This is a genomic window from Pseudarthrobacter sp. CCNWLW207, from assembly GCF_037203945.1.
Lineage (GTDB): Bacteria > Actinomycetota > Actinomycetes > Actinomycetales > Micrococcaceae > Arthrobacter.
The window spans coordinates 118,882-143,846 of sequence record NZ_JBBCBS010000009.1; the positions used below are offsets into that span (position 1 = coordinate 118,882).

A 24,965-nucleotide genomic window follows, 5' to 3' on the forward strand; every position below is an offset into this window, starting at 1 on the left:
GGCGCGGCGGCTTAGGGCCGCTTCCGTCGAAGCACGACGGCGGACGCAGCACCAAGCAGGATAAGGGCAACCGACGCTGCGACGGGTACGAGGAACGCCACTGAATAGCCATGGGCCTGTGCCAGCTGGCCCGCAACCGCGGATCCGACGGCTGTGCCTGCCACAATGCCGCTGGCCAGCGCCGTCATGACCGTTCCCAGCCGTCCTGCGGGAGAGATGAGGCCGCCGATGGCGAAGACCGTCACCATCACCGGGCCAACCGGGATTCCCAGAACCAGCAGCACCAGCACCATACCCGCAACCGACGACGGAACGAAGAGCAGGAACGCCAGGGCCGCCATCAGGACGGCGCCGAGCAGCCACCGTGCCGAGAGGGTGAGGCGCTGCGGCCAGTACGCTACGGACAATGCGGCGACGGCGGAGCTCACGCCCATCACGGCATACAGCAATCCGGCGATTTCGGAGGTGGCAAAGCCCGCTGCAAACGAACTCAGTGCTGTCTGCGTGGACCCGAAGAAGGTGCCCATGCAGACCATGGCCAGAACAGGGAGGGCCACCGCCCACGGGATGGTGCGTGGGGTGGCTTTCGGCGCAGCTGCGTTCGTGCCCTCATTGCCTTGGCTTAAGGGTCCCCGGGGTACCGTGCGGTGGACAGGAACAGCCCGGTGGGTCCGGTGGATGGCAAACGCAGGGACCAGGGTGATGGTCAGGGCAGCAGCAAGGGCAAGGGGAAGCCAGGGCGCGACCAAGCTGGCCAGGATTCCCACCAAGGCAGGACCCAGCACAAACGTGAGTTCGTCCGCGGTGCTCTCATAGGACAGGGCTGTGTCCAGGTCCTGCCTGTTCGACGCCTTGCTGTCAGCCGGGCTGTTTGGGGAGTTTTGGGACGTCAACGCCATCCAGCGGACCCGTGCCAGCGGGCCGACCTGCGGGCAGCTGGCCCCGGCGGAAAACGCGGCCGCGAGCAGGGCTGCGGGGAAGGCCCCGGCCAGGACCGTGGCGTAGGCTGCGGCAATCAGCGCGAGTACGGCGAGGGCGTTGAGGGCGGCTGCGATCAGCAGGACAGGACGCTGACCACGGCGGTCTGCCATCGCCCCGAGTACCGGCGCGCCGAGCGCGGAACCGATACCGACCGCACCTGCCGCAGTGCCGCCCACAGCGTACGAGCCGGTGATCGAAGTCACCAGGGTCAGGGTCCCTACTGTGAGCATGGCCAAGGGCAGCCTTGCAAAGAGTCCCAGGGGAATAAAGGTACGTCCGGCCAACTGCGGAAGCTGCGCGAAGCGCCCCTTGGCAGTCGGCCGGGGAGCGTCAGTTGGAGGACTGCCGGTCTTGGAACCGTGCTGCAGGGAGGGAGTTGATGGGAGGGTTGAAGGATTCAAGGTTCCGGGCTCGTTCAGTCATGCGCATCGTCCCTCCTCCCGATGCGCGCAACCCGGTAACTGTCCGATTATAGCGGTTGCCCGGCACCTGGGGTTTCGGCGACCCGGTGTCAGGAAAGCGGCGAAACCGTATCTGAGATGTGCAGTGCGGACCCGTTGCGGCCTTTGACCACTTGGAGCTGCACTCCGATGCGTTGCTTCATTTCGCCCACATGGCTCACGAGCCCCACCACCCGACCGCCGTCCCGCAGCCCTTCGAGGGCGTCCATGACCTGTTCCAGCGATTGCTCGTCCAGGCTGCCGAAGCCCTCGTCCACGAACAAGGTTTCGATCTGGATTCCGCCGGACTCATGCTGGACCACATCGGCCAGGCCAAGGGCCAACGACAGGGATGCCATAAATGATTCACCGCCGGAGAGCGTCGACGTGTCACGGCGGTGCCCGGTCCACTGGTCCACCACCTCCAGTCCCAGCCCCGATTTGGCCCCGCGTGCCGCTTTGGCATCGGTGTGCTGGAGCAGGTAACGGCCGTCGCTCATGGCAACCAGTCGCTCAGATGCTGCCAAGGCCACCTGTTCCAGCCTCGCCGCTAGGACGTAGCTGTTCAGGCTCATGCGGTAGGTGTTCTCACCGCGTCCGCCGGCGGCGTCCGCCAGGGCCGTCAGCATCCGTGCGCGCTCCCGCGGAGCGTTTCCGGAGCCGGCGAGGTCCTGGTATTCCGCCATGATGTCATTCAGGGATTCCACGCAGCGCTTCGCCATTGCCGCCGAAAGGCCGGCCGCGCGTGCCTTCTCCTCAGCCTGTGCAGCAGCTGCCTGCAACTCCCCGAGCTGTGCCTCGTCCGGGAACAGGTCCAACTCTTGTTCCTCAAGGGCCAGCATCACTTCTTCGGAGGCAAAGAGCTCCGCAACCCTGGCCTGTTCATCGTGGCCGGCGCGGATCTCTGCCTGCAGGGAGGCAGCCTCGGCGCTGTCAAGCAGTTCCGCCCGGGCATCCCCGGCTGTGTTGAAGCCTGCCTCGGGCAGGGCCAACTCCAACTGTTGCCTGGCATCGGCGGCCCGAACCTCGGCCTGGTCCAGCTGGGCCTGCGCCTGCACCGTCTTTTCAAGCGTTCGGGATGCTTCCTGCAGCGCGCGCAGCCGGTGCGTGAGGTCGCGGTGGCCGGAGCGGAGGCCAGACAGTGACTCGTGGAGGGCAGTTGCCTGTTCCAGGACCTCAGCCAGTGTGGACTGCACCTGCGCAAGCTCCTCGCCGGCAGCGGCCCTGGCGGTCTCTGCTTCTGCGATGCGCGTTTCGATTTCCGTGAGCCGCAGCCGCATCCCTTCCAGTTTGGCAGCCGCCTGATCTGAGCGTTCAGCGGCCTGCCGGGCCTCGTCGGCCGCTTTCCGGGCTTCTGCTTCGGGTGTATCGCCACCCTGACCAGCAAGGACGGCCACCAACTGCTTGGCTCCTGCCAGCTCCGTGCCCAGCGTTGAGAGCCGGGCCTCGGCCGCCTCGAACACCTCCCGGGCCTCTTCTTCGGCCTGGCCCAGCTGGAGGGCTGACTGGGCGGCCTTTGCCGGGGATGGGTGATCCGGGCTGCCGCATACGGGGCACGGAAGGGCGTCGGCCAGCTGGGCCGCGAGTTCAGCTGCCGCATTGGCCAGGCGCTCTTCGCGAAGGTCAAGCCAGCGGCGCTTTTTCTGCAGCTGATCCTCACGGCATGCCTCGTAGTGCTCTGACGCCAACAGTTGCGCCGCAACCGCCGAATGGTGGCGGCGGACGACGTCCAGCAGTTCGTCGGCCGCGGCGGCTTCCTTGGTGTGCATGACGGCGGCTGCTGCCAGCTCGGCGAGTGGCTCCAGGCCCGATGACACGTCCGCATACTCCGCCCGCAGGGTTTTGAGCCGGCCATCAAGTTCAATCCCGGCGGCCTGCAGTTCTTCCTTTGTGCGGCCGAGCGCTGTCCGCCTGGCCGTGAGGGCACGAAGCCGCTCTTCGTCCGGCAGCCGTGCTTCCACAACGGCCAGCAGGGAGCGCAGCCTGTCCAGTTCCCGTTCAGCATCAGGGGCGTCCGGATCAAGCCTCCCAAGCTCCGGATCCTCCTCCACTGCCATTCGCAGCAGGGTGAGGGCCGCCTCGCGTGCGGCAGCGGCACTGCGGAGTTGGGCTTCTGCCTTCTCCACTGCCTGCAGCTGACCGGTCAGGACTTCCGCCTGGCGGTGCCGGGAAAGCCGGGCGGCGTGCGCCGCCAGCAGCGGAGCTGCTTCCTCCGCGGCGGCCTTCCGCGCTGTTGCGGACTCCAGCCGGCAGCGGCGCCCGGTCCGGGCAACCGCGGTGTCCAGGGCCTGCCGGTGCTCCCTGCTCAGCGAAGCGGCTGCCTCGGCCTCGCCGGCCAGGCCAGCGGCGCGGACGGTGAGGGCTGCCTGCAGCCACTCAATCCGGGCCGCCGGGTCTGCTGCCGGCGGCGCGTCGGATTCATCAATGCCAACAGCGGATACCTCGGCTTCGGCCCTGGCCGTGAGCAGCTCAAGTTGTCCGTTGAGACGCGAAACATCGTTGCGCGCTTCCTGGGCAAGGAGGGAGAGCTCCTGTTCCACTGCCTCGAAACGCTGTGTGCCAAAAAGTTTCTGCAGGAGGTCCAGACGGTCCGCCGCCTTTGAGCGGAGGAATGCGGCGAAGTCTCCCTGTGGCAGCATGACCACGCGCGTGAACTGTTCCCGGTCCATCCCCAAAAGGCCGGTGATTTCGGCGCCCGCTTCATCGTTGCGACCGGATTTTTCCGTCCATTCCCCGTTCACCCGTTCGCGGAGCAGGGTTTTGGCCTGCTGGGTAGTGAACCCATTCTTCCCCCGGGTGCTGGGCTTGTCCCAGGACGGCGAGCGGGTGACTTCGAAATGCCGCCCCTGGGCTGAGAACTCGCAGCTGACGGCCGGTTCGGTGGCCGGGTCCGCGTGGTCGCTGCGAAGGCGTTTGCCGTCCTGCCGCGCGCCGGGTACAGAGCCGTAGAGCGCGAAGCAGATGGCATCCAGGACGCTGGTCTTGCCTGCGCCGGTGGGTCCGTTCAAGAGGAACAGCCCATGGGCGCTCAGCCTGTCGAAATCGATTTCCTCGGTGCCGGCAAACGGTCCGAAAGCGGAGATCCTGAGCCGATGGATCCTCACAGCGACGCCTCCTGGAGCCGCACGTTGTCCAAGGCAGCTGCCAGGGCACTCCGCTCGGCGTCGTCGGGTTCACGGCCACGGACATGGTCCAGGAATCCGCAGCAGACGGAGAGGTCGTCCTCTGCCTCGGCCAGCCTGCTGCTGTAGGTCGACGCGGGCTTCGTGGCCGCGCCCTGCGGGTCAAATCCCAGCACCAGCGTGTCCGGGAAACGTGACCGCAGGCGTTCCATGGCCTGGGCGGGCCGCTGGGCGTCCGTCAGGGTGATCTGGCAGTAGGCATCTTCTGCCCAGGTGTGGTCACTGGATTCCAGCAGTTCCGCGATCCCGCCGCGGAGTACCGCCAGTTTCCGGGGGGCCTCCCAGGCCACTTCGGTCACGCTGGCGACTCCGGCCGGGCCGACGTCGATAAGCCAGCCCCCTTTTTGGTGCCTGGCTTCCGAGAAGGAATAGGCCAACGGGGATCCGGAGTACCTGACCTGGGCAGAGAGCGTCTGACGGCCATGAAGGTGGCCCAGGGCCGTGTAGCTGAAGCCGTCGAACAGGTCCAGGGGGACGGCCCCGACTCCGCCGATGCTGAGGTCCCGTTCGCTGTCCGAGCTGATGCCGCCGCTGGCGAAGGTGTGTGCCAGCACGACGGAATAGACAGTGCCCTGCCCGGCGCGGCGCCGGAGGTCCGCGCGGATGAGGTCCGTAGCTGCCCGGGTGACCTCGAAGTGGCTGGCCGTCTCCACGCCCAGCGGCTCGGCCACCAGCCGCGGTTCCAACCACGGAATGCCGTAGATGGCCAGCGTGGCGCCGGCTGCGCCGTCTTTCACGGGCGTTGCATCCAGCGGCAGCAGCAGGGGCTGGTCCAGTTCGGCCAGCCGAGTGCGAAGATGCACCCCGCCCCGTTCCAAAAGCCGGGAGGCAAACCCCAGCCTGATGGCGGAGTCGTGGTTGCCGCTGGTCAGGACCACTTGGGCGCCGGCTCCGGTGAGCCTTACCAGGGCATCGTCCAGCAGGCCCACCACATCCACTCCCGGCAGGGCGCGATCGTATACGTCGCCGGCGATCAGGACAACGTCAACAGCGTTTTCCGAAACAGCCTTGACCAACTGGTCGATGAAGGACCGCTGGGCATCGAGCATCCCGACGCCGTGGAACGACCGGCCCAGATGCCAGTCCGATGTGTGCAATAACCGCATATTCCTACGCTATCGGCTGCCACTGACAGTTTGAGCCAACCCCGCTGCAAGGGCCCCTGCGCAGTGCATGCGGGGACCCTTGGCCGGGAGGCCTAACCGCGTTTTCCGTCAAAGAACTCCTGGGCCTCGTTGCTTTTGGTCGCCGGGACCGCCGCGGGCTCGGACGCAACCGAGCCTTCCGGCCCGTCCAGGTTTTCCGCTTCTTCGAGCTCATCGGATTCTTCCAGGTCCGCGTCCGCCGCGTCAGCGGAAACAGCAACGGACGTTCCGCCGGCGGCAGGAGTCGAAACCGCGAAGCCGCGGAAAACCAGCCCTGCGATGGCTGCGCCCACCAGCGGTGCCACCCAGAAGACCCAGAGCTGCTCCAGCGACCAGGACGAGCTAAAAACGGCAGACGCCGTGGCGCGGGCAGGGTTGAAGGGCGCGTTGCCCACGGACTGGCCCAGCTGCAGCAGCACTGCGAAGGCGAGGCCCACTGCGACGGGTGCAGCGGCTTTGTTCAGGCCGTTCCGGGCGGTGGTGCCCAGGAACACGGCAACCAGGATGGCGGCGCCCAGCACTTCCAGCAGCAGGACAGCGGCCATGGGCGCCTGGATAATGGAATGCTCACCAAAACCCGCCGTGACGGTATCGAACGCCGTCCGGCTGTCCTGGATGCTGGGAAGCGTGCGCAGGATCGCGAAGAGCGCCAAGGCGCCGAGCAGGGCACCTGCCAGCTGCGCCCCGATGTACGCGGCGGCGTCTGCCAGGCGGATCCGCCCGGCTACGGCATGGCCGACGGTCACGGCGGGGTTGAAGTGTCCGCCCGACACATAGCCGAACGCCAGCATTACGGCAGTGACAGCGAGGCCAGCGGCGAGAGCGGCAGGCAGCGGGCTGGACTGCGGAATGGTGAAGAGCGGCACACCGAGGCCCGCCACCACCAGGAACAAGCTGCCGAATGCTTCGGCTGACAGTCTGGCCACCAGCCCGTGACGGACGGCGACAGCGCCGCTGCCGTACGGCTCGGCGTTGTGGGCGTGGTGAACGGGCACAGGCATGGTCATGTTTGGACGGTCCTTTTCGTAGGGGTCAGGCACAGTGGCCGGGAACTGCGGTGGGCTGTAATGCACCAGGCAGCCCCTGCATTGTGCCACCGGAGTCTGGGCGTTGGCTGGAACCGAGCTTAGCGTCCGGTGCAGGCGACGGCCTTCGCCACGGTAAATTTACTGGCATGAGCTATGAACCGGGCATTCTTGCCGTGCCTTCGTTGGAGTCCCGCATCCATGGTTGCCTGCTGGGCGGGGCGCTGGGCGACTCGCTGGGTTACGCCGTCGAGTTCGACTCCATCGCGGACATCCGCCGCCGGTTCGGTCCGGAAGGACTGACGGATTTTTCAGCGGTCGACGGCGGCAGCCACTTTTCGGACGACACCCAAATGACCCTTTACACCGTGGACGGCCTCGTCGAGGCCCTCGAATGGGCCAACTCCGGCGTGGGCGCCGACGTCAACGCCTGCCTGTGGCTGGCATACCTTCGCTGGCTGGCCAGCCAAGGTGAGGCGGCACCGTCCTCCGCCCCGGTTCCCCAGCCACGCTGGATCGACACTCAGGAGGTGCTCCGGCACCGCCGCGCCCCAGGCTCGGCCTGCATCAGCGGACTCGCCACCGGCGAGATGGGCACGTCCTTCCGTCCGGTCAACCCCGACTCCAAGGGCTGCGGGACGGTCATGCGGTCCGCACCGTTCGGGCTGATACCCCACATCACGCCCGACGCCGTCTACAAGCTCAGTGCCGACGCCGCGGCCCTGACGCACGGCCACCCGTCCGCGCGCCAGAGTGCGGGAGCGTTCAGCCTGTTGATCCACCGCCTGGTGTCCGGTGAAAGCCTGCAGTCGGCTGCGGCGGCTGTCCTGGTTGATGTGCGGGCCATCGCCGACGTCGCACCGGAATTGCCGGCGCGGCTGGAGGCTGCCGTTCGCCTGGCCGAAACCGGGCTTGCAGAGCCGGAGGAACTGGTGCAGCAGCTCGGCGAGGGTTGGGTCGCGGAGGAGGCGTTCGCCGTCGGGCTTTACTCGGTCCTTGCCACCGCCCCTGACGAAACCACCCCAAGCGCACCGGAAGACCACTTCCGTGCCGCCATCGGCCTGGCCGTCAACCATAGCGGGGACAGCGACTCCACCGGTTCCATCGCCGGCAACATCCTCGGCGCCTACTACGGCGAGGCGTGCCTCCCGGCTGCCTGGCTCGAGCGGTTAGAGGCTCCGCACGTCATCCGCGGCATGGCGGACCTGCTGGTGGGCGTCACAACCGCCTAAGGGAGATGTTGTTGCAGGCTTCGCAGACTTCCTCGGGAATGAGGCCACGGCGCTGCAGCAGCCCGAAGATGACACAGCCCAGGCAAAAGCCTGCAAAGGCTTCCAGCGAGGCTGCCAGGATCAGCACCGCCAGCACGATCCAGGCTGCCGGGGCTGCCCCAACGGCGAAAAGGATCAGGGCGGTGGTAGAGACCACGGTGCCCAGACCTTGGGCGAAGCGCTTGGGAGGTCCCGGGACGAGCTTAGGCCGCCCCAGCCGCGGTGCCAGGACTTTCACCGAAAGCAGGGCCAGCGGGGAGATCCTGGGGCCGAACAGCACCCGGAGCCAAAACCCGGCGGCGATCAACAGCAGTCCCCACCCGGAACCGGTTAACAGCGTGATGCCGGCCAGCAGCACTACAAGCCCGGCCGTGATCCGGGCAGCGTATTCGTTGACCGGGTTGGGGAAGGCAAACACCACGCGCCAGTCGATCCCCGTCCGCGTGGTCGGAGGGGTGGTCTGAACGCCCGTGGATTTGATCATGCTGCAAGGCTAGGAGTACACCGGGCGGCGTGGAAGGTTTGTTGCGCCAGATGAATGGCGCCAGGCATCAGGCCGGGTGGGCTCCCGCAGCAACGCCGGCAGTGGCGTAGCCGCCCACCATCTGGAGGAACTCGCCTTCGGAGAGCACTTCGATCATCTGGCCACGTTCGTGCAGTTCCAGGACCCGCCGGGCTTTGCCGGTCAGCCTCCCCGAGCGCAGGTCCGAGGCCACAAACCCGTCTCCCACCACGAGCACGGTGGTCCGTGCCGTCACCCTGCTTTCGGGCCGCGCGCCCAGTTCTGCCGAGCGGACCTTGGCTTCGGGCCTGGCCATGGAAAGCTCTCCGGTGAAGACGACAGTCTGGCCGAACAGCGGATGGCCGGGTTCGGCGTCGGCATTGGGCAGCGGGTTGGCACCCTCCTCAGGCCAGCCCGACCGGAACGGCAGTGGACGGGCGGCGCCACTGCCGCCGGTGCCGGCAACGTCGATTGCAGCGAGGCTTTGCTTGGACAGGGCGTCCCGGGATGGATCGAAGGCCTGCTGGTGGGGCACGGCAAGGCCAAGTGACAGGTACAGCTCGGCGATGCTGTTGGCTCCGTTTCGTGCCGCGATGTCGATCAGGATGCCGGCGCATGCCCGCGCGTCCTCCCCGGCGTCGTGGTGGTTGACCAGCGGGACGCCGGCCTCCTCGGCGGCGAACGGCAGGGAGTTGGAGACCAGCGAGTAACAGCGGCGGGACAGCATCACGGTGCAGACGTAGTCGTAGGCGGGCCCGGGAAGGCCCGACACCTCCAGGCCTGACCTGATGACGCCGAGGTCGAAGGCCGCATTGTGCGCCGCAAGGATGTCGTCGCCGATGAAGGCACCGATTTCCGGAAACAGCTCACCAAACCGGGGCAGCCCGGCAACGTCCTCGGCCCGGATGCCGTGGATCCGGACGTTGTGGTAGTCAAAGTGGTCGTGGTTCGCCGGGGGCCGCATAAGCCAGGACGCCTCGGCTACGACCTTTCCACCCCGGACCTTCGTCAAGCCCACCGCGCACGGTGAACCGCGGAAGCCGTTGGCCGTTTCGAAGTCGATCGCCGTAAAGTCCAAACCCACGGCCCACACTTTACCGCCGGGCAGGGCCCTTCCGGCGGCACCACGGCGGCGCTGTCGCGGATATCACCTGCACGACGGCGGGTGGCGGCGAGGATGAGCAGCGGATTCCCGTACTTGGTCCACTGAGTGACGGGTGGCATCCGCGCCACCGCCACTGGCTAGGTCAAGTACCCTGAGTAGGTGAACTTTCTTGCGATCAGCGACCTCGCCGTGCCCATGCTGGGAGGTGCAGGACCGGTCCAGCCGCAGCTGGCATCATTCCTGCCCGACTGGCTGAACCCCCAAGTCTTCCTGGCCGACCCTGCACTGGCTCCCTGGGTAGTGCTGCTCGTCTGCGGCATCGTCTTCGCCGAGACAGGCCTGCTGGTGGGCTTCTTCCTGCCCGGCGATTCGATGCTGTTCACGGCCGGCCTGCTGGTGGCCACCGACACCATCAAGTTCAATGTCTGGCTGCTGGCACTGCTGATCACCGTCTCAGCCATCATCGGCAACCAGACCGGCTACCTGATCGGTTCCAAGGCCGGTCCTGCCATCTTCAACAAACCAAATTCCCGCCTTTTCAAGCGTGAAAACGTGGAGAACGCCCACGCATTCTTCGAAAAGCACGGCGGCAAGGCGCTCATCCTGGCGCGCTTCGTTCCAATCATCCGGACCTTCGTTCCGGTCATTGTGGGCGTGGCCCAGATGGACAAGAAGAAATTCTTCCTCTTCAACGTGATCGGCGCTGTTCTCTGGGGCAGCGGCGTCACCCTCCTGGGCTACCTGCTGGGCGACAGGGTCCCGTGGGTCAGGGACAACCTGGACATCATCTTCATCGCGATCGTGCTGGTCTCCGTGATCCCGATCGGCATCGAAGTACTCCGCGGCATCTCTGCCAAGCGCCAGGCAGCCGTCTTCGGAACGGATGCGGTGGACGAATTCATCGAAGAGCACGCCCCCGCTGAAGAGCGCAAGACCAACCTGGACTAGGTCCTGAAGAGCACCGCAGGCACAACGCCTGCACAAAGGAAGGGAGCCCTGCTTATGCAGGGCTCCCTTCCTTTGTCTCTTAGATCCGGTGTCATCAGAGACCGCGCTACGTCCGGGCGAGGGCCTCAACGATGGCGGGCAGCAGAGCCCGGAAGGCCTTGCCCCGGTGGCTGATCGCGTTCTTCTCCTCCGGGGACAGTTCCGCGCAGCTGCGGTCCTCGCCGAGCGGCTGCAGGACGGGGTCGTAGCCAAAACCGCCCACACCCCGGGGCTCGCGCAGCAGGATCCCCTCAAGCTGCCCGTATTCCACCGTTTCGTGGGCCGTGCCGCCCGGCGCAGGCACGGCGAGCGCCGCGGCGCAGACGAAGGCCGCACCCCTGTGCCCGTCCGGGACGTCGGAGAGCTGGTCCAGCAAGAGCCGCAGGTTGGCGGCGTCATCACCGTGCCGGCCGGCCCAGCGTGCAGAAAAGATGCCAGGGGCCCCGCCAAGGACGTCCACAGCCAGCCCTGAATCGTCGGCGATCGCCGCCAGGCCGGTTGCCTCGGCCACGGCACGGGCCTTGAGCAGCGAATTCTCGGCAAACGTCACGCCTGTTTCGACGACGTCCGGTGCACCGGCCGTCGCGGCATCCACTACCTGGGTGTCGACGTCGAGCCCTGGAACCTGGCCGCGCAGGAGCTCACGCAGCTCGCGGAGCTTGCCCGCGTTGTGGGTGGCGAGGACCAGCCGGGGCACGGTGCCGTCCAATCCAGCGCTGTCCAATTCAGCGCTGTCCAATCCAGCGCTGTCCGGAAGGCCCCCGCCTGGTGCTGCCGGGTTCACAGGGCGTCCGCGAGGGTTTCGCGCTGGATCGCCGCCAACTGGGTTGTGCCCAGGAGGGCAAGATCGAGCAGCTGGTTCAGCTCGTCACGGTCGAAAGGGGCCCCTTCCGCGGTGCCCTGGACTTCCACGAACTTCCCTGACCCGGTGACCACAACATTCATGTCAGTCTCGGCCCGGACATCCTCGACGTAGGGCAGGTCAAGCATGGGTACGCCGTCGATAATGCCCACCGAGACTGCGGCGATGGTGTCGATCAGGGGCTGGGCGTTCTTGGCAATCAGCTTGTTGTCGCGGGCGAAGCGGATGGCGTCGGCCAGGGCCACGTAGGCTCCCGTGATGGCCGCGGTCCGGGTTCCGCCGTCGGCCTGCAGGACGTCGCAGTCCAGCACAATCGTGTTCTCGCCCAAAGCTTTGGTATCGATGATGGAGCGCAGCGAACGGCCGATCAGCCGGGAGATCTCGTGCGTCCGCCCGCCGATCTTGCCTTTGACCGATTCGCGGTCCGAACGGGTGTTCGTGGCGCGGGGCAGCATGGCGTATTCGGCGGTGACCCAGCCCCTGCCCTCGCCCTTGAGCCAGCGCGGAACCCCAGCCGTCAACGAAGCCGTGCACAGGACCCGCGTGTTGCCGAACTCGATCAGGGCCGAACCCTCTGCCTGCTTGGACCACCCGCGCGTGATGCTGATGGGGCGGAGCTGGTCGGGCGTACGGCCATCGGCGCGCACTACGGGTACCACGGGCACTGCGGTTGCTTCTGAAGTCATACCTTTAGCTTATCGACTAGCCGCGGGCAGCCCGGCCACGGGCACCCCTTCCGCGCTCCACCCCAGGCCCGGTACCAGTACTTACCCAACGGCCACGTATTCCTAGATCGTGTAGTGCACTCCGGCCACCGCGACCGCGACGTCGCCGCCAAAGACCGGGCGGGCCTCGGCCATGACGGTGGTAGGTGAGGTCCAGACGGGGATGTGCGTGAGCAGGAGCCGGCGCGCGCCGGCAACCGCCGCCGCCTCGCCCGCGCGCTTGCCGGTCAGGTGCACGTCCTTGATGCCGTCGTCGCGGCCCTCTTCGAAGGCTGCCTCGCAAAGGAAGAGGTCTGCGTCCTTGGCCGCTTCCTCCAGGCCGGCGCAGGAATCGGTATCCCCGGAGTACGTCAGCACCCGGCTGACCAGGTTGCCTTCCTTATCCGGCTCTGTGACCTCCACCCGAAGGGCGTAAGCCTCCTCCACCGGGTGGTTCACGGCGAACGGAGTGATGGTGAATGGGCCAAGGTTTACGGACTCGCGTTCGGTCCAGTTGGTGAAGTCGAATTCCTCGTGCATGCCGGGGTCCAGCTCCAGGCCATACGCAGTTGCCATACGGTTGGCCGTTGCCGCCGGACCCCACACAGGAATCCGGCCGCGTCCCCAGCCGCCCGGCTTCCAGCGGACCGCTACGTGCAAGCCGCACAGGTCCATGCAGTGGTCCGGGTGCAGGTGGGTCAGGAAAATCGCATCGATGTCCTCGAGATCGGTGTAGCGCTGGATGGCGCCCAAGGCTCCGCTGCCCAGGTCCATCACGATCTTCCAGGTCCGTTCGCCGTCGTTGGCGGTAAGCAGGTAGCAGGACGCCGGCGAGCCGGGTCCCGGGAAGGAACCCGTGCAGCCAACGATGGTGAGCTTCACTGGGCAGGACCCCCGGCCCGGCCGGCATTGCCCACGAAGTTCGACAACCGCCGCTGGGGCCTGATGCTTCCGGCTCCGCTCTGCGCAGCGGCAATCATCTCGGGGGTGATCCGGGCCAGGCTGCCTGTGGGGTACTGGGCGGAAACATGGTCCACGTGCCGCACTGAGAGGACCTCCGGCCCCAGGAAGCGGCGCGCGAGCGCTTCGAACTGTCCGGCATCGCCCGTGGCGATGAAGTGGTGTTCGGGCGGCGTTGCCGTGGTGCGCTGGAGGTCGTGGGTTGCCAGCGCGCGGTAGACATCCTTGGCCGTCTCCTCCGCGCTCGAGACCAGCGTGACGTCCTCGCCCATGACGTAGGAAATGACCCCGGTCAGCAGCGGGTAGTGGGTGCAGCCCAGGACAACGGTGTCAACGCCGGCGGCCTTCAGCGGTGCCAGGTACTCTTCGGCGATGGCGAGCAGCGCCGGGCCGGTTGTAATGCCTGCCTCGACGTAGCTGACGAACTCAGGGCACGCAACTGACGTGATCTCGAGGTCCGGCGCGGCGGCAAAGGTGTCCTCATAGGCTCGGGACCCAACGGTGGCGGACGTTCCGATGACGCCCACGCGTCCGCTCCGGGTGGCAGCCACTGCCCGCCGCACAGCGGGCTGGATCACTTCAATAACGGGAATCCCGTATTTGGCGGTGTACCGCTCACGGGCGTCGCGCAGGACAGCGGCCGACGCCGAATTGCAGGCAATGGTGAGCAGCTTGACGCCCGAGTCCACCAGTTCGTCCATCACACCCAGGGCGTTTGCCCGGACTTCGGCGATGGGCAACGGCCCGTACGGCCCATGGGCGGTGTCGCCAACGTAAAGGATCGATTCGTTGGGCAGCTGGTCGATGATGGACCGCGCCACGGTCAGTCCGCCGACGCCGGAATCAAAGACGCCGATGGGCCGGGATCCCAGGTGACCGCCGGGAATGCTGCTGGCTGGGGACTCCGCCGCAGCTGCTGTCGAATCCGTGCTCGAGGCTGTTGTCATGATTATTCGAGGATAGGTCTTCCCTGTGGGTGCGGCCATCACATTGTGTCGGCCGACTCATGTCTAATTTGTCACACTGCAGGATATATCCCCGAAGCAGGAGGCTGACGCACACCGGAAAGGAGAGCCCGGACAGGACAGCATTCAGGCCCGCGTGTCCAAGGACTGGAGCATCGCCTGGACCAGCGACTCCTGCAGCCATGTGGCGAAGTTATATACGAGGGCAAGGTAGCTCTCCACGTCCTCCGCCTGGGACCAGTCCTGCATGAGGTGGACGTGCTCCGCGTCCTCCTCATCCCGGATGTCCAGCCGTTCCGCCAGCACCAGGCGGACGTCGTTCAGGGCCATCGACCAGTGTCGGGCGCCCTCAGGGGTCAGGAGAATTTCGTCTTTGTCCAGGTCAAGGGCGGCGGCCCGGAGGGCACCGATCTTGGTTTCCCGCAGTGAACGCTCGGTGAGCTGGCGGAATTCCAGGGACGCGCCGTCGTCGTTTTTCATCACGTTGGGAAGCAACCGCCGGACCGCGCGGTCGGTGGGTTCCTGGACGTCCATGTCCAGCCCGATCATCGCGGTCAGCGGATCCTGGTTGGCCCGCTCCTCCGGCTGAAGCATCGAGATGACGTCATCGATCAGGCTGCGGAGCAGTTCCCGTTCAGCAGGTTCGAGGAATCCGGTGATGCCTTTGAGTCCGTATTTGAATGCTTTAGCCACGCTTGCCCCTGCCCTGCCCGGATCCGCCCGGTTTGCCGGAATTGCCTCCCGGCCCTCCGGATGCCTTCTCCACGGTGGCCCACAGCCCGAAGCCGTGCATGGCCACGGCATGGCGTTCGACCTGTTCCTTGCTGCCGTGCGCAACAATGGACCGGCCCTTCTTGTGGACCTCCATCATGAGCTTGTTCGCTTTGGATTCGGAGTAGCCGAAGTAGCTCTGGAAAACATAGCTGACATAGCTCATCAGGTTGACGGGATCGTTCCAGATCACCAGGTTCCAGGGGATGTCCGGGGCGGTCAGGGAGTCGGTGGACGCCTCTGTCCCGGTCCGGGTGCCCTCCTGTGTATCAGGGCCGAGCGCAACGCTTAAGGTCATCTGTCCATTCTATGGGGAGGCCCCCGCCGGATGGGCCCACACCGGTGGATGGGCCCACGCCGGGGGGTGGGCCCACGCCGGTGGATGGGCCCACGCCGGCGAGGGCCCCGCGGCGAAGCGAAGCGAGACGATGGGAGCCGGTGGGGACTAGAGTGAATTTTGTGAGTACCTCTGCCGGCTGGGACCATCCCCGCACGTCCTTTTACACAGACCACTACGAACTGACCATGCTGCAGGCGTCGCTCCATTCCGGCGCCGCGCACCGCCGGTCGGTCTTCGAGGCCTTCGCACGGCGGTTGCCGGACGGCCGCCGCTACGGGATTGTGGCGGGCACGGGCAGGCTCCTGGAAGGTCTCGCTGACTTCCGGTTCGGCGAGGCGGAACTGGATTTCCTCGGCCGGACCGGCGTGGTCAACCAGGACACGCTCGACTACCTGGCGAACTACCGCTTCTCCGGGGACATCTGGGGCTACCCGGAGGGCGAGGCCTACTTCCCCAACTCGCCCATCCTGATCGTCGAGTCAACGTTCGCCGAAGCCTGCATGCTGGAGACTTACCTGCTCTCCGTCCTGAACCACGACAGCGCCATCGCCTCCGCAGCCTCCCGTATGATCACTGCGGCCGGCAACCGGCCCTGCATCGAGATGGGATCCCGCCGCACGCACGAGGAATCCGCAGCGGCCGCCGCACGCGCCGCCGTCATCGCCGGGTTCGACAGCACGTCCAACCTCGAAGCCGGGATCCGCTACGGCATCAAGACGGTGGGCACCGCCGCGCATTCGTTCACGCTCCTGCATGACACCGAAAGGGAGGCCTTCGAGGCGCAAATCGCCTCCCTGGGGCCGGCCACCTCGCTGCTGGTGGATACGTACGACGTCGAAGCGGCAGTCCGTGCCGCCGTCGAGCTGGCAGGGCCCCGGCTGGGTGCTGTGCGGCTGGATTCCGGCGACCTCGTCGCGCAGGCACAGTGGGTCAGGCAGCTGCTGGACGAACTTGGCAACGAGGACACCAAGATCGTGGTTACCTCGGACCTGGACGAGTTCGCCATCGCCGCACTGCAGTCCGCGCCTGTCGACTCGTATGGCGTGGGCACGTCACTGGTCACTGGCTCAGGCGCACCCACTGCCAGCATGGTCTACAAGCTCGTCAGCCGCACCGACGACGACGGCAACTTCGTCTCGGTGGCGAAGGCTGCCAAGAACAAGACCAGCATGGGCGGGCGCAAGTACGCCCTGCGGAAGCTCAATGAGCACGGAATCGCCACCCAGGAAATAGTAGGAATCGGACATCGCCCCGAGGACGACGGCAACGACCGGCCCCTGCTCCAGCAGTTCATGAAGAACGGCGAACTCCTTCCGGGCTGGACCGGGCACGAAGGCGTTCTTCGCGCCCGGCAGCGGCACGCGGACACCATGGCCGAACTTCCACCCGTGGTCAACCGGCTGCAGCGCGGCGAAGCCGCCATTCCCACCATCTACGAGGAGTACTGATGTCACGCGCCTTGATCATTGTCGACGTCCAGAACGATTTCTGTGAAGGCGGTTCACTGGCTGTGGCCGGCGGCGCGGAGGTAGCCGCGGCAATCAGCGATTACGTGGACGCACATCACCTTGAGTTCGACCACATCGTCGCCACGCAGGACTGGCACATCGATCCCGGTGCCCATTTCTCCGAGGAGCCCGACTTCAAGGACAGCTGGCCGCCGCACTGCGTTGCGGGGACCAAAGGGGCAGAACTCCATCCGGACCTGGACACCGAATACATCCAGGCCTATTTCCAGAAGGGCCAATTCGCAGCAGCGTACTCGGGATTCGAAGGGCTCCTGGCGCCCGAGGACGCAGTGCCCACCGGGGACCGCCAGCCCGGGTCCCTCTCCGCCGGTGATCCCGAAAGCTACGCCGCAGCCGACGACGCCTTCGGGCTTGATGACTGGCTCCAAAGCCATGATGTCGAGGACGTGGTGGTTGTGGGGATCGCCACGGACTACTGCGTCATGGCAACCTCCCTCGATGCGGTCCAAGCGGGCTACTCGGTAACGGTCATCCGCTCCCTCACCGCCGGAATCGCGGAAGACCTCGACGACGCCGTGGCCGAAATGGAGCTCGGGGGCGTAGACGTCGCCTGATTGCAGGGCGGGCACCTGCAGGAGTGGCCCGGTGCTCTGCACCGGGCCACTCCTCTCTTTACGTCACGACAGCTCCAAACGGGCTGCTATTTCCTGCCGATAAACCAGTCCTGGAGCTTCCGCAGCCTTGACTGCAGCTGTTCCTCGTTCGCCTGGGCCACCGGGGGTCCGCCGCACACCGTCCGCAGCTTGGTGTGCACCACACCGTGCGGGGTTCCGGTCCGCGCGGACCAGGCCGCCACGTTCTTGGCCAGTTCGTTCCGCAGGTCCATGAGCATCCTGTGGTCCGGGATCGCAGGAGCGGTCGGCGCCTGTTCGGCCGCCGGTGAGCGCCGGTTCTTCCGGTTGAGCTGGTCGTGCTGGCGCTGCCGGAGCAACGTGCCCACCTGCTCGGCGTCAAGTAGCCCCGGGATGCCGAGGAAGTCCAGCTCATCCTCCGAGCCCACTTCTCCCCCGGTGCCGAACTCGCCGCCGTCGAACAGGACACGGTCAAACGAGGCCTGCGAATCGAGGGCCTCGAACTTGCCCTTGGTCAGGCTGTCCGACGCTTTGTCCTCCCGATTCGCTTCCGCCATCAGGGAATCCTCGGGATTGAACAGCCCGTCGGCGTCCTCCTTCTCGGGGCGGTCAAGTGCGTGGTCGCGCTCGGCCTCCATCGAGTTTGCCAACGCCATCAGCTGCGGCACGGACGGCAGGAAGACCGATGCCGTCTCACCCCGTTTCCGGGCACGCACAAAGCGTCCCACAGCCTGGGCGAAGAACAGCGGAGTGGAGGTAGACGTTGCGTACACCCCCACTGACAACCGGGGAACGTCAACGCCTTCGGATACCATCCGGACGGCGACCATCCACCGTTTCTCGCTGGCCGTGAATTCCTCGATCTTGCTGGAGGCTTTGGCGTCGTCGGACAGGATCACCGTGGGCGACTCGCCGGTGATCCGCTTCAGCTGCCCGGCGTATGCCCTGGCGTCCTCGTGGTCGGTGGCGATGACCAGGCCGCCGGCGTCCGGGACCGTCCGGCGCACCTCGCTGAGGCGTTTGTCCGCTCCGGCAAGGACAGCCGGGATCCATTCTCCGGCCGGATTCAGCGCCGTCCGCCACGCATGGGAAGTAATATCCTTCGTGACCGCAGCCTCGCCAAGCGAAGCCGCCATCTCCTCCCCGGCGCTGGTGCGCCAGCGCATCTGGCCGGAGTACGCCATGAACATTACGGGACGGACCACGTGGTCCCGCAGGGCGTTGCCGTAGCCATAGGTGTAATCCGCTTTGGAGCGGCGGATGCCGTCCCGGTCCTGCGCGTATTCCACAAAAGGGATGGGCGACGTATCCGAGCGGAACGGGGTACCCGTCAGCGATAGCCGCCGGGCAGCGGGATCGAACGCCTCGCGCAGCCCATCGCCCCAGGACAGGGCCTCGCCGCCGTGGTGGATCTCATCGAGGATCACCAGGGTACGGGCGGCCTCCGTCTTGGCCCGGTGCAGCATAGGTTTGCTGGCCACCTGGGCATAGGTGACCGCGACTCCGATGAACCCGCGGCCGTGCTGGCCATCGGAGTTCTTAAAATTGGGGTCGATGGCGATGCCTACTTTGGCAGCGGCGTCGGCCCACTGCCGTTTCAGGTGGTCGGTGGGCGCAACAATCGTGACACGGTTGACCGTCCCGGATTCGATGAGCATGGACGCCACACGCAGCGCGAAGGTGGTCTTTCCTGCCCCGGGGGTGGCTACCGCCAGGAAATCCCGGGGGCCGGTGGTGAAGTAGAGGTCCAGGGCTTCCTGTTGCCAGGCACGGAGTTTTGGGGCGGTTCCCCAGGCTGCACGTTCCGGATAAGCCGGGGGCAGGGTGGGGCCGCCAAAGAGCGTCTCCGTCACTACTTGTTGTTGCCCGAGTCCCCTCCGGGACCCTTGCCGCCGTCGTTGCCCGGGCGGAGGCCTTCATAAACCTCTTTGCACATGGGGCATACCGGGAACTTCTGCGGATCCCGGCCCGGCGTCCACACCTTGCCGCAGAGGGCAATGACGGGCTCACCCGTCAGCGCGGATTCCATGATCTTTTCTTTGCGCACGTAATGCGAGAAGCGTTCCCGGTCACCGGGCTCAACTTCCTGGCGCAGTTCCTCGCGCTCAATAGTGGCCGTGGACGTTCCAGCCCCGGAAAGCTCGCGCATCGGGTCGTTTTCGAGAGGGTCCGTCATGCTAGTCATGGCATCCATCTTAGCCGTTCCGGGAGGGTGGCGTCCGACGGCGGGAGGACCGTTTCGCTTCTCACAGCCCCTGCGCCTATAGCCCCTGCCAGGCGGGTTTGTTGTCGTAAGTGTGCCGGTAGAAATCAGCGAGTTTCAGCGACGACGCTGCAGCCTCGTCCAGCAGGATGGTGGCATGCGGGTGGAATTGCAGGATCGAGGCCGCGCAGATGGCGGCGACAGGCCCTTCCACAAAGTCACGGACAGCCTGGGCTTTCTGCGCTCCCGTGGCGATGAGGATAACGTGCTTAGCCTCAAGGATGGTGCCCAGCCCCTGGGTCACCACGTGGTGCGGCACCTCTGCGAGGCTGTTGAAGAACCTGGCGTTGTCCCGGCGCGTCTGCTCGATCAAGCTCTTGATCCGGGTCCGGGACGCGAACGACGAGCCCGGCTCATTAAAGCCGATGTGGCCGTCCGTGCCAACGCCCAGAAGCTGCAGGTCTACTCCCCCCATGGACCGCATCTGGTCCTCATAGGCCTCGCAGGCAGCCGGAAGGTCCTCGGCGGCACCATCCGGAGTGTGCACGTTCTCCGGGAGGATATTCACCCGGTTGGTGAACTCGCGCCTGACCACCTCGCGATAGGACTCCGGGTGCCCGGGCTCCAGGCCAACGTATTCGTCCAGCGCAAACGCGTGCGCCGCGCTGAAGTCCAGCCCGTCACGCTCGTGCCGTGCCGCCAGCTCGTCATAGACGGGAAGGGGCGAGGAGCCCGTGGCAAGCCCCAGAACCGCGGCGGGCTTTCGACGCAGCAGCGCTTCGACGGCGTCTGCTGCCAGTTTCCCGATCTGTTTGCTGCCTGGAAGGATGACAACTTCCACTCGGGGCCACCTTTCTGGAGTTCTGCGGATTCAGCGGTTAACGGTCAGCTGGGCCAGCAGTTCGGGTCCGCGGGCGTCAAGCCACTTGCCGCCCAGCCGGATCCCTGCCCCAAACAGCGCCAGCCCCAGCATCAGTCCGACGGCCAGGTTCGCCCACCCGAAGACAGGGTTGCCAGTGACAAGCTGCGCGATGAACAGCCCCACCTCAGGCAGGACCAGCAGGCTCAGGACTCCCATCCCTACGAACTGCACCGCCAGGGTCTGGCCCACATTGCCAGGGGGCTTCTTGAACGGGCTGTCCCCGGGCAACGGCACGGCCACCGTGTAGCGTGCCGAGACCACGGACGACAAGCCCAGCCCGGTGAACAGGATGCCCAGGCTGAGGCCCAGCTGGGCCGGGAGTGCATCCCAGCTGCCCGTGAAGAAGCACTGGCCCACGGCGAAGATCAGCACCACCGGCAGGGCGAAGGTGAGGCAGGCGAGCGCCCTGCCGAGCCGGTCATCGGTTCCCTTCACACCGGTGGCCAGGTGCAGGGCGAAAGCCGTGTTGTCATAGGAGACATCCGCCGAGATGGACCACGCCAGCAAGAACGCGGCCAAAGGCGCTGCCAGTGCCAGGGTGGCATAGTCACCGCTTTGGCTGCCTTGGAAGACGAGCAGGATGGGCAGCAGCGGAACCACAACAAGTGAACCTGAGTAACGGGGATCGCGCAGCCAGTACGTCAACGCCCTCGCCGTGACGGCACCGGCAGGAGTGGCCGGCAGCAGGCCAAGCAAGCCAAGCTTTCCGCCTTTCCGGCTCCCGCTTCCGGCATAGGGCGGATTGACGAGGGCCCGCTCAAGCAAGAGCTTCCAGCACCAGGCGAGGCCAGCGAGTGTTGCCAGGGCGATAAGGAATTTCACCGCCGCCGAACCCGGGTTCCCGGAGGCAACGTCGCCGCCGAGTGACCAGGCAGCCCCCAGGGGCGTCCAGGACAACGTGGCCGCCAACTCCGGCAGGAAGCCCGTAGAGGCGGAGACACCCCTGCTCACGCCCGCCACGATCGGGCCCATCATGATGAGCGGGATCATAAAGACAATGGCGCTGACGTCCTTGAAGCGCCGCGACGACGCAAGGCTGGCGGTTGCCGTGGTCACCACCTTGGACAGGACAATACAGCTGAGGACGCCGACGGCGGCACCCGCCAGGGCGGCCACGGCCGGCAAAGGTCCGCGGGCCCACGTCCATACGGTAGCGAGCGCCACAAGTGCAGTGGCGAGGCCGGGAATGCCAATCAGGCCGCCAAGTGCCAGGCCGGTCAGGAGCTGCCGCATGGGGATGGCGGACGTGGTGAAGCGGGCAGGATCCAGGGTCAGGTCCGCAGCGGACGCGGCCAGGGGGATAATGGCCCATCCCACAAGGGCCGCCGAGCCGCCGAGCACCACCACGGTCTGGGCCAGCTCCGGGTCCGCGCCGCGCAAAAGGACCAGCGCCACCACCAGGGCGCCCACGAGCCCCAGCGCGTACAGCCCGCCGATGGCCATGCCCACCAGCTGCCAGGGACTGCGCCGGAGGCCATTGCGGAGCAGGGTCAGCTTCAGCCTTAGAAGGTGCGCAACCATTCCAGGCCTTCCGTGTGGTTGCGGCCGCCAACGAGCTGGACAAACCTCTCTTCCAGGGAGGCGCCGGCCCGGACCTCGTCCACCGTCCCAGCAGCGAGCAGCCGGCCCCCGGCTACCACAGCGACGTGGTCGCACATGCGCTGCACCAGGTCCATGACGTGGCTTGAGACAATCACCGTCCCGCCGGAGGCGACGTAACGGTCCAGGATGGCGCGGATGTTTGAGGCCGATACAGGATCTACTGATTCGAAAGGCTCGTCCAGCACCAGCACCCGGGGCGCATGGATCAAAGCCGAAGCAAGGGCAATTTTCTTCGTCATGCCTGCCGAGTAGTCCACCACCAGGGTGCCCGCGTCCTGGCCAAGGTCCAGGGCAGACAACAGCTCGCCCACGCGGGCGGACACCACGTCTTTCTCCATTCCGCGCAGCAGCCCGGCATAGGTGACCAGTTGCTCTCCGGTGAGCCGGTCAAAGAGGCGCACTCCGTCGGGCAGGATGCCCATCAGCTTCTTCGCCTCCAGCGGCCTGGTCCAGACGTCCACGCCATGGACCACCGCGGTGCCGAAGTCCGGCCGCAACAGGCCGGTGGCCATCGACAGGGTAGTGGTCTTCCCGGCACCGTTGGGTCCCACGATGCCAAAGAATGAGCCGGCCGGGACGTCGAGGCTGATACCGTCAACGGCGATTTTTCCGCCGAAACGCTTGGCGAGCCCGCGGATGGACAGGGCGGGAACCGGGCCGGCGTGCACCACCGGATCAGGATGCGGAGCAGTCATAAAGCCAGAGTAGCCCTACGGTCCCGTGTGGGGGGTCCTCCCGCAGGAGTAGGGACAAAGGAGTAGGGCCGCCTAAAAGGAATGCCGCGGCACGGCACGTTCATATTGCGGGGCCCAGGCCAGATCATGCCCCAGTTCGAAGGCCGCCCGGAGCCACCAATGCGGGTCCCGCAGCGCGGCACGGGCGATGAACACACCGTCAGCCTGTCCGGTGGCGACGGCGTGCTCGGCCTGGCCGGGCGAGGTCAGCAGGCCCACGGTGCCGGTGGGTACCCGGGTTTCCCGTCGGATCCGTGCGGAGAAGCCGGTCTGGTATCCGGGGCCTGGCTGGATCTGCTGGTGGGCCACCGCTCCCCCGCTGGAGACGTCGATGAGGTCAACACCGTGTTCATGGGCCTGCGCAGCCAGGCGGACGGAGGCCTCTATGTCGATGCCGCCCTCCGCCCAGTCAGTAGCGGAGATTCTCAGCAGCAGTGGCATGGACTCCGGCATGACTTTCCGGACGGCGTCGACCACGGCGAGCACGAGGCGGTTCCGCCCAGCTTCATCCCCGCCCCAGGAGTCGGTCCGCGTGTTCGTCAGCGGGCTCTGGAACTGGTGCAGGAGGTAGCCATGTGCCCCGTGCAGTTCCAGGGTGTCAAAACCGGCATCGACGGCCCGGATGGCGGCGGCAGCGAAGTCGCTGATCACCCCCTGGATCTGTTCCTCGGTCATCTCGGCGGGTTCGGCATAGCCGTCAAAGGCCGACGGCGACGGGCCTACTGTGGCCCAGCCGCCGTCGGACTCCGGCACGCTGCCGCGCTGGCCCGAAAACGGCCAGTACGTGGATGCCTTCCGCCCGGCGTGGGCCAACTGGGCGCCAATCTTCGGCTCCGCGGCGCCGTGGCGGTGCACAAAGTCCGTGATCCGTTGCCAGGCCTCGGCCTGTTCGTCGTTGTACAGTCCGGCATCCCGCGGGCTGATGCGCCCCTCGGCATTGACGGCCGCCGCCTCCGTGAGGATGAGGGCAGCGCCGCCGGCGGCGAAGGACCCCAAATGCATCAGATGCCAGTCGTTGGGGACTCCGGGGGCGCCGTCGGGTTCGCAGCTGTACTGGCACATGGGTGACACCCAGCCGCGGTGCGTCAGCTCCAGGGAGCGCAGCCTCAGCGGCCGGAACAGCGCCGACACTAAAACAGCACCCGGGCCAGGTTCTGCCTCGCCTTCGCCACGCGTTCGTCGGTGGTGCCCACAACGTCGAAAAGTTCCAGGAGGCGGACACGGGCCGTTTCCCGTTCGGGGCCGAAGTTCCTCCCGATGAAGCTGACCACGCGGTTGAGGCCGTCTTCGACGTGGCCGCCGGCAACGTCCAGGTCCGCAACGGCGAGCTGGGCGTCAAGGTTATCGGGCTCCTCGGCTGCCTGGGTCCGCAGCGCCTCGGTGTCCTGGGCGGACAGCGGCTGCAGCCTGGCCATCATTTCCACCTGAGCCAGGCCGGCCTTGGCCTCTGCGTCTGCTGGCATTTCCAGCAGCGCCTGGCGGTAGGCGGCGGCCGCTGCCTGGTAATCGCCCTCCTCGATGGCGTCGTAGGCGGCCTGGTGCAGCGGGGGAAGCGGCGCGGGTTCGGCGTCCGCGGGCGCTCCATTGCCCAGGCTGCCGGTGACGCCATTGGCGGCCGCGACTTTCAGCAGTTCATCGAGCAGCGCCCTGACCTGTGCCTCGTCCGCGCAGCCTTGGAACAGCGGGACCGGCTGGCCTTTGAGCACGGCAACGGCGGTAGGAACTGCCTGCACCTGGAAGGCCTGCGCGAGCTGCGGAAAAGCATCGATGTCGGCTGTGCCCAGAACCAGCCGGCCGCCATAGCTGTTGACGACTCGTTCGAGCGTGTCCAGCATTCCGGCAGATTCCGGTGAGTAGGCGGCCCAGAGGGCGAAGACCACCGGCACCCTGGTGGAGAGCTCCACCAGGTCCTGGAAGTTTCCTTCTGTGACATTGACCCGCAGCGGTGCCGGGCCGGCCTCGGAGGTTCCGGCGGCGTCCCCGGAAAGGGGCGGATTACCCGGCGCATTTCCGGGACCGGGAGCCGGCGCCTGGCGTTGTTTCAGTGCGGAAAGGTCGACGGCGCCTCGCAGGTTAAGCAGGCTGGCAGCGGCTGGAGGGACTGGGCGGGAAGCTGGCGAACTCATGCTTTCCACTCTAGCCACTCCGGCCGCTGCCGGGGGT

23 protein-coding genes are annotated in these 24,965 nt (G+C 66.5%); 4 read left to right on the forward strand and 19 right to left on the reverse strand.

What is annotated here, in order from left to right; genetic code table 11:
* Positions 1-11: 11 nt before the first annotated feature.
* The 4 genes from V9L17_RS16180 to V9L17_RS16195 all read right to left on the reverse strand — a co-directional run bounded on the left by V9L17_RS16180 (position 12) and on the right by V9L17_RS16195 (position 6,755).
* Positions 12-1,349 carry an MFS transporter gene (locus tag V9L17_RS16180; protein ID WP_337352188.1) on the reverse strand — a complete coding sequence of 446 codons (1,338 nt, stop codon included), beginning with the start codon at positions 1,347-1,349 and terminating at the stop codon, positions 12-14.
* A 143-nt stretch (positions 1,350-1,492) separates the two neighbouring features.
* Positions 1,493-4,525, reverse strand: coding sequence for an SMC family ATPase (locus V9L17_RS16185; RefSeq protein ID WP_337352158.1), 3,033 nt, complete (start codon positions 4,523-4,525; stop codon positions 1,493-1,495).
* Positions 4,522-5,709, reverse strand: a complete 1,188-nt coding sequence (locus V9L17_RS16190; RefSeq protein WP_337352159.1) for an exonuclease SbcCD subunit D — start codon at positions 5,707-5,709, stop codon at positions 4,522-4,524. The genes V9L17_RS16185 and V9L17_RS16190 overlap by 4 nt, the downstream gene beginning before the upstream one ends.
* 92 nt (positions 5,710-5,801) lie before the next feature.
* A complete protein-coding gene (locus V9L17_RS16195) occupies positions 5,802-6,755 on the reverse strand; it encodes an aquaporin (RefSeq protein WP_443198044.1) in 954 nt (317 codons plus the stop codon).
* Positions 6,756-6,922: 167 nt separating this feature from the next.
* On the opposite strand from V9L17_RS16195, the gene V9L17_RS16200 reads away from it, so the two are divergent.
* A complete protein-coding gene (locus tag V9L17_RS16200) occupies positions 6,923-8,005 on the forward strand; it encodes an ADP-ribosylglycohydrolase family protein (protein WP_337352160.1) in 1,083 nt (360 codons plus the stop codon).
* On the opposite strand, the gene V9L17_RS16205 is transcribed toward V9L17_RS16200, so the two are convergent.
* Together V9L17_RS16205 and V9L17_RS16210 are read right to left on the reverse strand one after the other, a co-directional pair.
* The gene (locus V9L17_RS16205) at positions 7,992-8,528 is read right to left on the reverse strand and encodes a DUF4395 domain-containing protein (protein ID WP_337352161.1); all 537 of its coding nucleotides are present in this window, start codon (positions 8,526-8,528) and stop codon (positions 7,992-7,994) included. The genes V9L17_RS16200 and V9L17_RS16205 overlap by 14 nt on opposite strands.
* Before the next feature lie 67 nt (positions 8,529-8,595).
* Positions 8,596-9,630, reverse strand: coding sequence for an exonuclease domain-containing protein (locus tag V9L17_RS16210; protein ID WP_337352162.1), 1,035 nt, complete (start codon positions 9,628-9,630; stop codon positions 8,596-8,598).
* Positions 9,631-9,825: 195 nt separating this feature from the next.
* Between V9L17_RS16210 and V9L17_RS16215 the strand changes: the two genes are divergently transcribed.
* Positions 9,826-10,599, forward strand: coding sequence for a DedA family protein (locus V9L17_RS16215; RefSeq protein ID WP_337345946.1), 774 nt, complete (start codon positions 9,826-9,828; stop codon positions 10,597-10,599).
* Positions 10,600-10,705: 106 nt separating this feature from the next.
* Here the strand turns inward: V9L17_RS16215 and rdgB are convergent, their stop codons facing one another.
* The 6 genes from rdgB to clpS all read right to left on the reverse strand — a co-directional run bounded on the left by rdgB (position 10,706) and on the right by clpS (position 15,198).
* A complete protein-coding gene (rdgB, locus tag V9L17_RS16220) occupies positions 10,706-11,377 on the reverse strand; it encodes an RdgB/HAM1 family non-canonical purine NTP pyrophosphatase (protein ID WP_337352163.1) in 672 nt (223 codons plus the stop codon).
* A 41-nt stretch (positions 11,378-11,418) separates the two neighbouring features.
* The gene (gene rph, locus V9L17_RS16225) at positions 11,419-12,186 is read right to left on the reverse strand and encodes a ribonuclease PH (protein WP_337345877.1); all 768 of its coding nucleotides are present in this window, start codon (positions 12,184-12,186) and stop codon (positions 11,419-11,421) included.
* Positions 12,187-12,288: 102 nt separating this feature from the next.
* On the reverse strand, positions 12,289-13,086 hold the full coding sequence (locus tag V9L17_RS16230) for an MBL fold metallo-hydrolase (protein WP_337352164.1): 798 nt from the start codon (positions 13,084-13,086) through the stop codon (positions 12,289-12,291).
* A complete protein-coding gene (gene murI / locus V9L17_RS16235; protein ID WP_337345875.1) occupies positions 13,083-14,150 on the reverse strand; it encodes a glutamate racemase in 1,068 nt (355 codons plus the stop codon). The genes V9L17_RS16230 and murI overlap by 4 nt, the downstream gene beginning before the upstream one ends.
* A 105-nt stretch (positions 14,151-14,255) precedes the next feature.
* Positions 14,256-14,822 carry a DUF2017 domain-containing protein gene (locus V9L17_RS16240; protein ID WP_337345874.1) on the reverse strand — a complete coding sequence of 189 codons (567 nt, stop codon included), beginning with the start codon at positions 14,820-14,822 and terminating at the stop codon, positions 14,256-14,258.
* Positions 14,815-15,198 carry an ATP-dependent Clp protease adapter ClpS gene (gene clpS, locus V9L17_RS16245; protein ID WP_337345873.1) on the reverse strand — a complete coding sequence of 128 codons (384 nt, stop codon included), beginning with the start codon at positions 15,196-15,198 and terminating at the stop codon, positions 14,815-14,817. The genes V9L17_RS16240 and clpS overlap by 8 nt, the downstream gene beginning before the upstream one ends.
* Before the next feature lie 161 nt (positions 15,199-15,359).
* Here clpS and V9L17_RS16250 point away from each other — a divergent pair, with 161 nt between their 5' ends.
* A complete protein-coding gene (locus tag V9L17_RS16250; RefSeq protein WP_337345872.1) occupies positions 15,360-16,688 on the forward strand; it encodes a nicotinate phosphoribosyltransferase in 1,329 nt (442 codons plus the stop codon).
* On the forward strand, positions 16,688-17,323 hold the full coding sequence (locus V9L17_RS16255) for an isochorismatase family protein (protein ID WP_337352165.1): 636 nt from the start codon (positions 16,688-16,690) through the stop codon (positions 17,321-17,323). The genes V9L17_RS16250 and V9L17_RS16255 overlap by 1 nt, the downstream gene beginning before the upstream one ends.
* Positions 17,324-17,409: 86 nt before the next feature.
* Here V9L17_RS16255 and V9L17_RS16260 read toward each other — a convergent pair whose 3' ends face one another.
* The 7 genes from V9L17_RS16260 to V9L17_RS16290 form a co-directional block, all read right to left on the reverse strand.
* Positions 17,410-19,194, reverse strand: a complete 1,785-nt coding sequence (locus V9L17_RS16260; protein WP_337345870.1) for a DEAD/DEAH box helicase — start codon at positions 19,192-19,194, stop codon at positions 17,410-17,412.
* Positions 19,194-19,535 carry a DUF3039 domain-containing protein gene (locus V9L17_RS16265; RefSeq protein ID WP_066292415.1) on the reverse strand — a complete coding sequence of 114 codons (342 nt, stop codon included), beginning with the start codon at positions 19,533-19,535 and terminating at the stop codon, positions 19,194-19,196. Before V9L17_RS16265 ends, V9L17_RS16260 begins: the two co-directional genes overlap by 1 nt.
* 67 nt (positions 19,536-19,602) lie before the next feature.
* Entirely contained in the window at positions 19,603-20,385 is a 783-nt protein-coding gene (gene nagB / locus V9L17_RS16270) for a glucosamine-6-phosphate deaminase (protein WP_337345869.1), read from the reverse strand.
* A gap of 30 nt (positions 20,386-20,415) precedes the next feature.
* On the reverse strand, positions 20,416-21,987 hold the full coding sequence (locus V9L17_RS16275; protein ID WP_337352166.1) for a transporter: 1,572 nt from the start codon (positions 21,985-21,987) through the stop codon (positions 20,416-20,418).
* Positions 21,969-22,763 carry an ABC transporter ATP-binding protein gene (locus V9L17_RS16280; protein ID WP_337345867.1) on the reverse strand — a complete coding sequence of 265 codons (795 nt, stop codon included), beginning with the start codon at positions 22,761-22,763 and terminating at the stop codon, positions 21,969-21,971. Before V9L17_RS16280 ends, V9L17_RS16275 begins: the two co-directional genes overlap by 19 nt.
* Before the next feature lie 72 nt (positions 22,764-22,835).
* The gene (locus tag V9L17_RS16285; protein ID WP_337352167.1) at positions 22,836-23,933 is read right to left on the reverse strand and encodes an NADH:flavin oxidoreductase/NADH oxidase; all 1,098 of its coding nucleotides are present in this window, start codon (positions 23,931-23,933) and stop codon (positions 22,836-22,838) included.
* A complete protein-coding gene (locus V9L17_RS16290; protein ID WP_337352168.1) occupies positions 23,933-24,928 on the reverse strand; it encodes a tetratricopeptide repeat protein in 996 nt (331 codons plus the stop codon). The genes V9L17_RS16285 and V9L17_RS16290 overlap by 1 nt, the downstream gene beginning before the upstream one ends.
* Positions 24,929-24,965 lie beyond the last annotated feature (37 nt).

Bases quoted from the DNA above. Each gene is read 5' to 3' on its own strand.
- murI (WP_337345875.1), bottom strand. From the start codon at position 14,150: ATGGCCGCACCCACAGGGAAGACCTATCCTCGAATAATCATGACAACA.
- V9L17_RS16275 (WP_337352166.1), bottom strand. From the start codon at position 21,987: ATGGTTGCGCACCTTCTAAGGCTGAAGCTGACCCTGCTCCGCAATGGC.
- V9L17_RS16255 (WP_337352165.1), top strand. From the start codon at position 16,688: ATGTCACGCGCCTTGATCATTGTCGACGTCCAGAACGATTTCTGTGAA.
- V9L17_RS16265 (WP_066292415.1), bottom strand. From the start codon at position 19,535: ATGGATGCCATGACTAGCATGACGGACCCTCTCGAAAACGACCCGATG.
- V9L17_RS16200 (WP_337352160.1), top strand. From the start codon at position 6,923: ATGAGCTATGAACCGGGCATTCTTGCCGTGCCTTCGTTGGAGTCCCGC.
- V9L17_RS16290 (WP_337352168.1), bottom strand. From the start codon at position 24,928: ATGAGTTCGCCAGCTTCCCGCCCAGTCCCTCCAGCCGCTGCCAGCCTG.
- V9L17_RS16190 (WP_337352159.1), bottom strand. From the start codon at position 5,709: ATGCGGTTATTGCACACATCGGACTGGCATCTGGGCCGGTCGTTCCAC.
- rph (WP_337345877.1), bottom strand. From the start codon at position 12,186: ATGACTTCAGAAGCAACCGCAGTGCCCGTGGTACCCGTAGTGCGCGCC.
- V9L17_RS16195 (WP_443198044.1), bottom strand. From the start codon at position 6,755: ATGACCATGCCTGTGCCCGTTCACCACGCCCACAACGCCGAGCCGTAC.
- clpS (WP_337345873.1), bottom strand. From the start codon at position 15,198: ATGACCTTAAGCGTTGCGCTCGGCCCTGATACACAGGAGGGCACCCGG.
- V9L17_RS16280 (WP_337345867.1), bottom strand. From the start codon at position 22,763: ATGACTGCTCCGCATCCTGATCCGGTGGTGCACGCCGGCCCGGTTCCC.
- V9L17_RS16205 (WP_337352161.1), bottom strand. From the start codon at position 8,528: ATGATCAAATCCACGGGCGTTCAGACCACCCCTCCGACCACGCGGACG.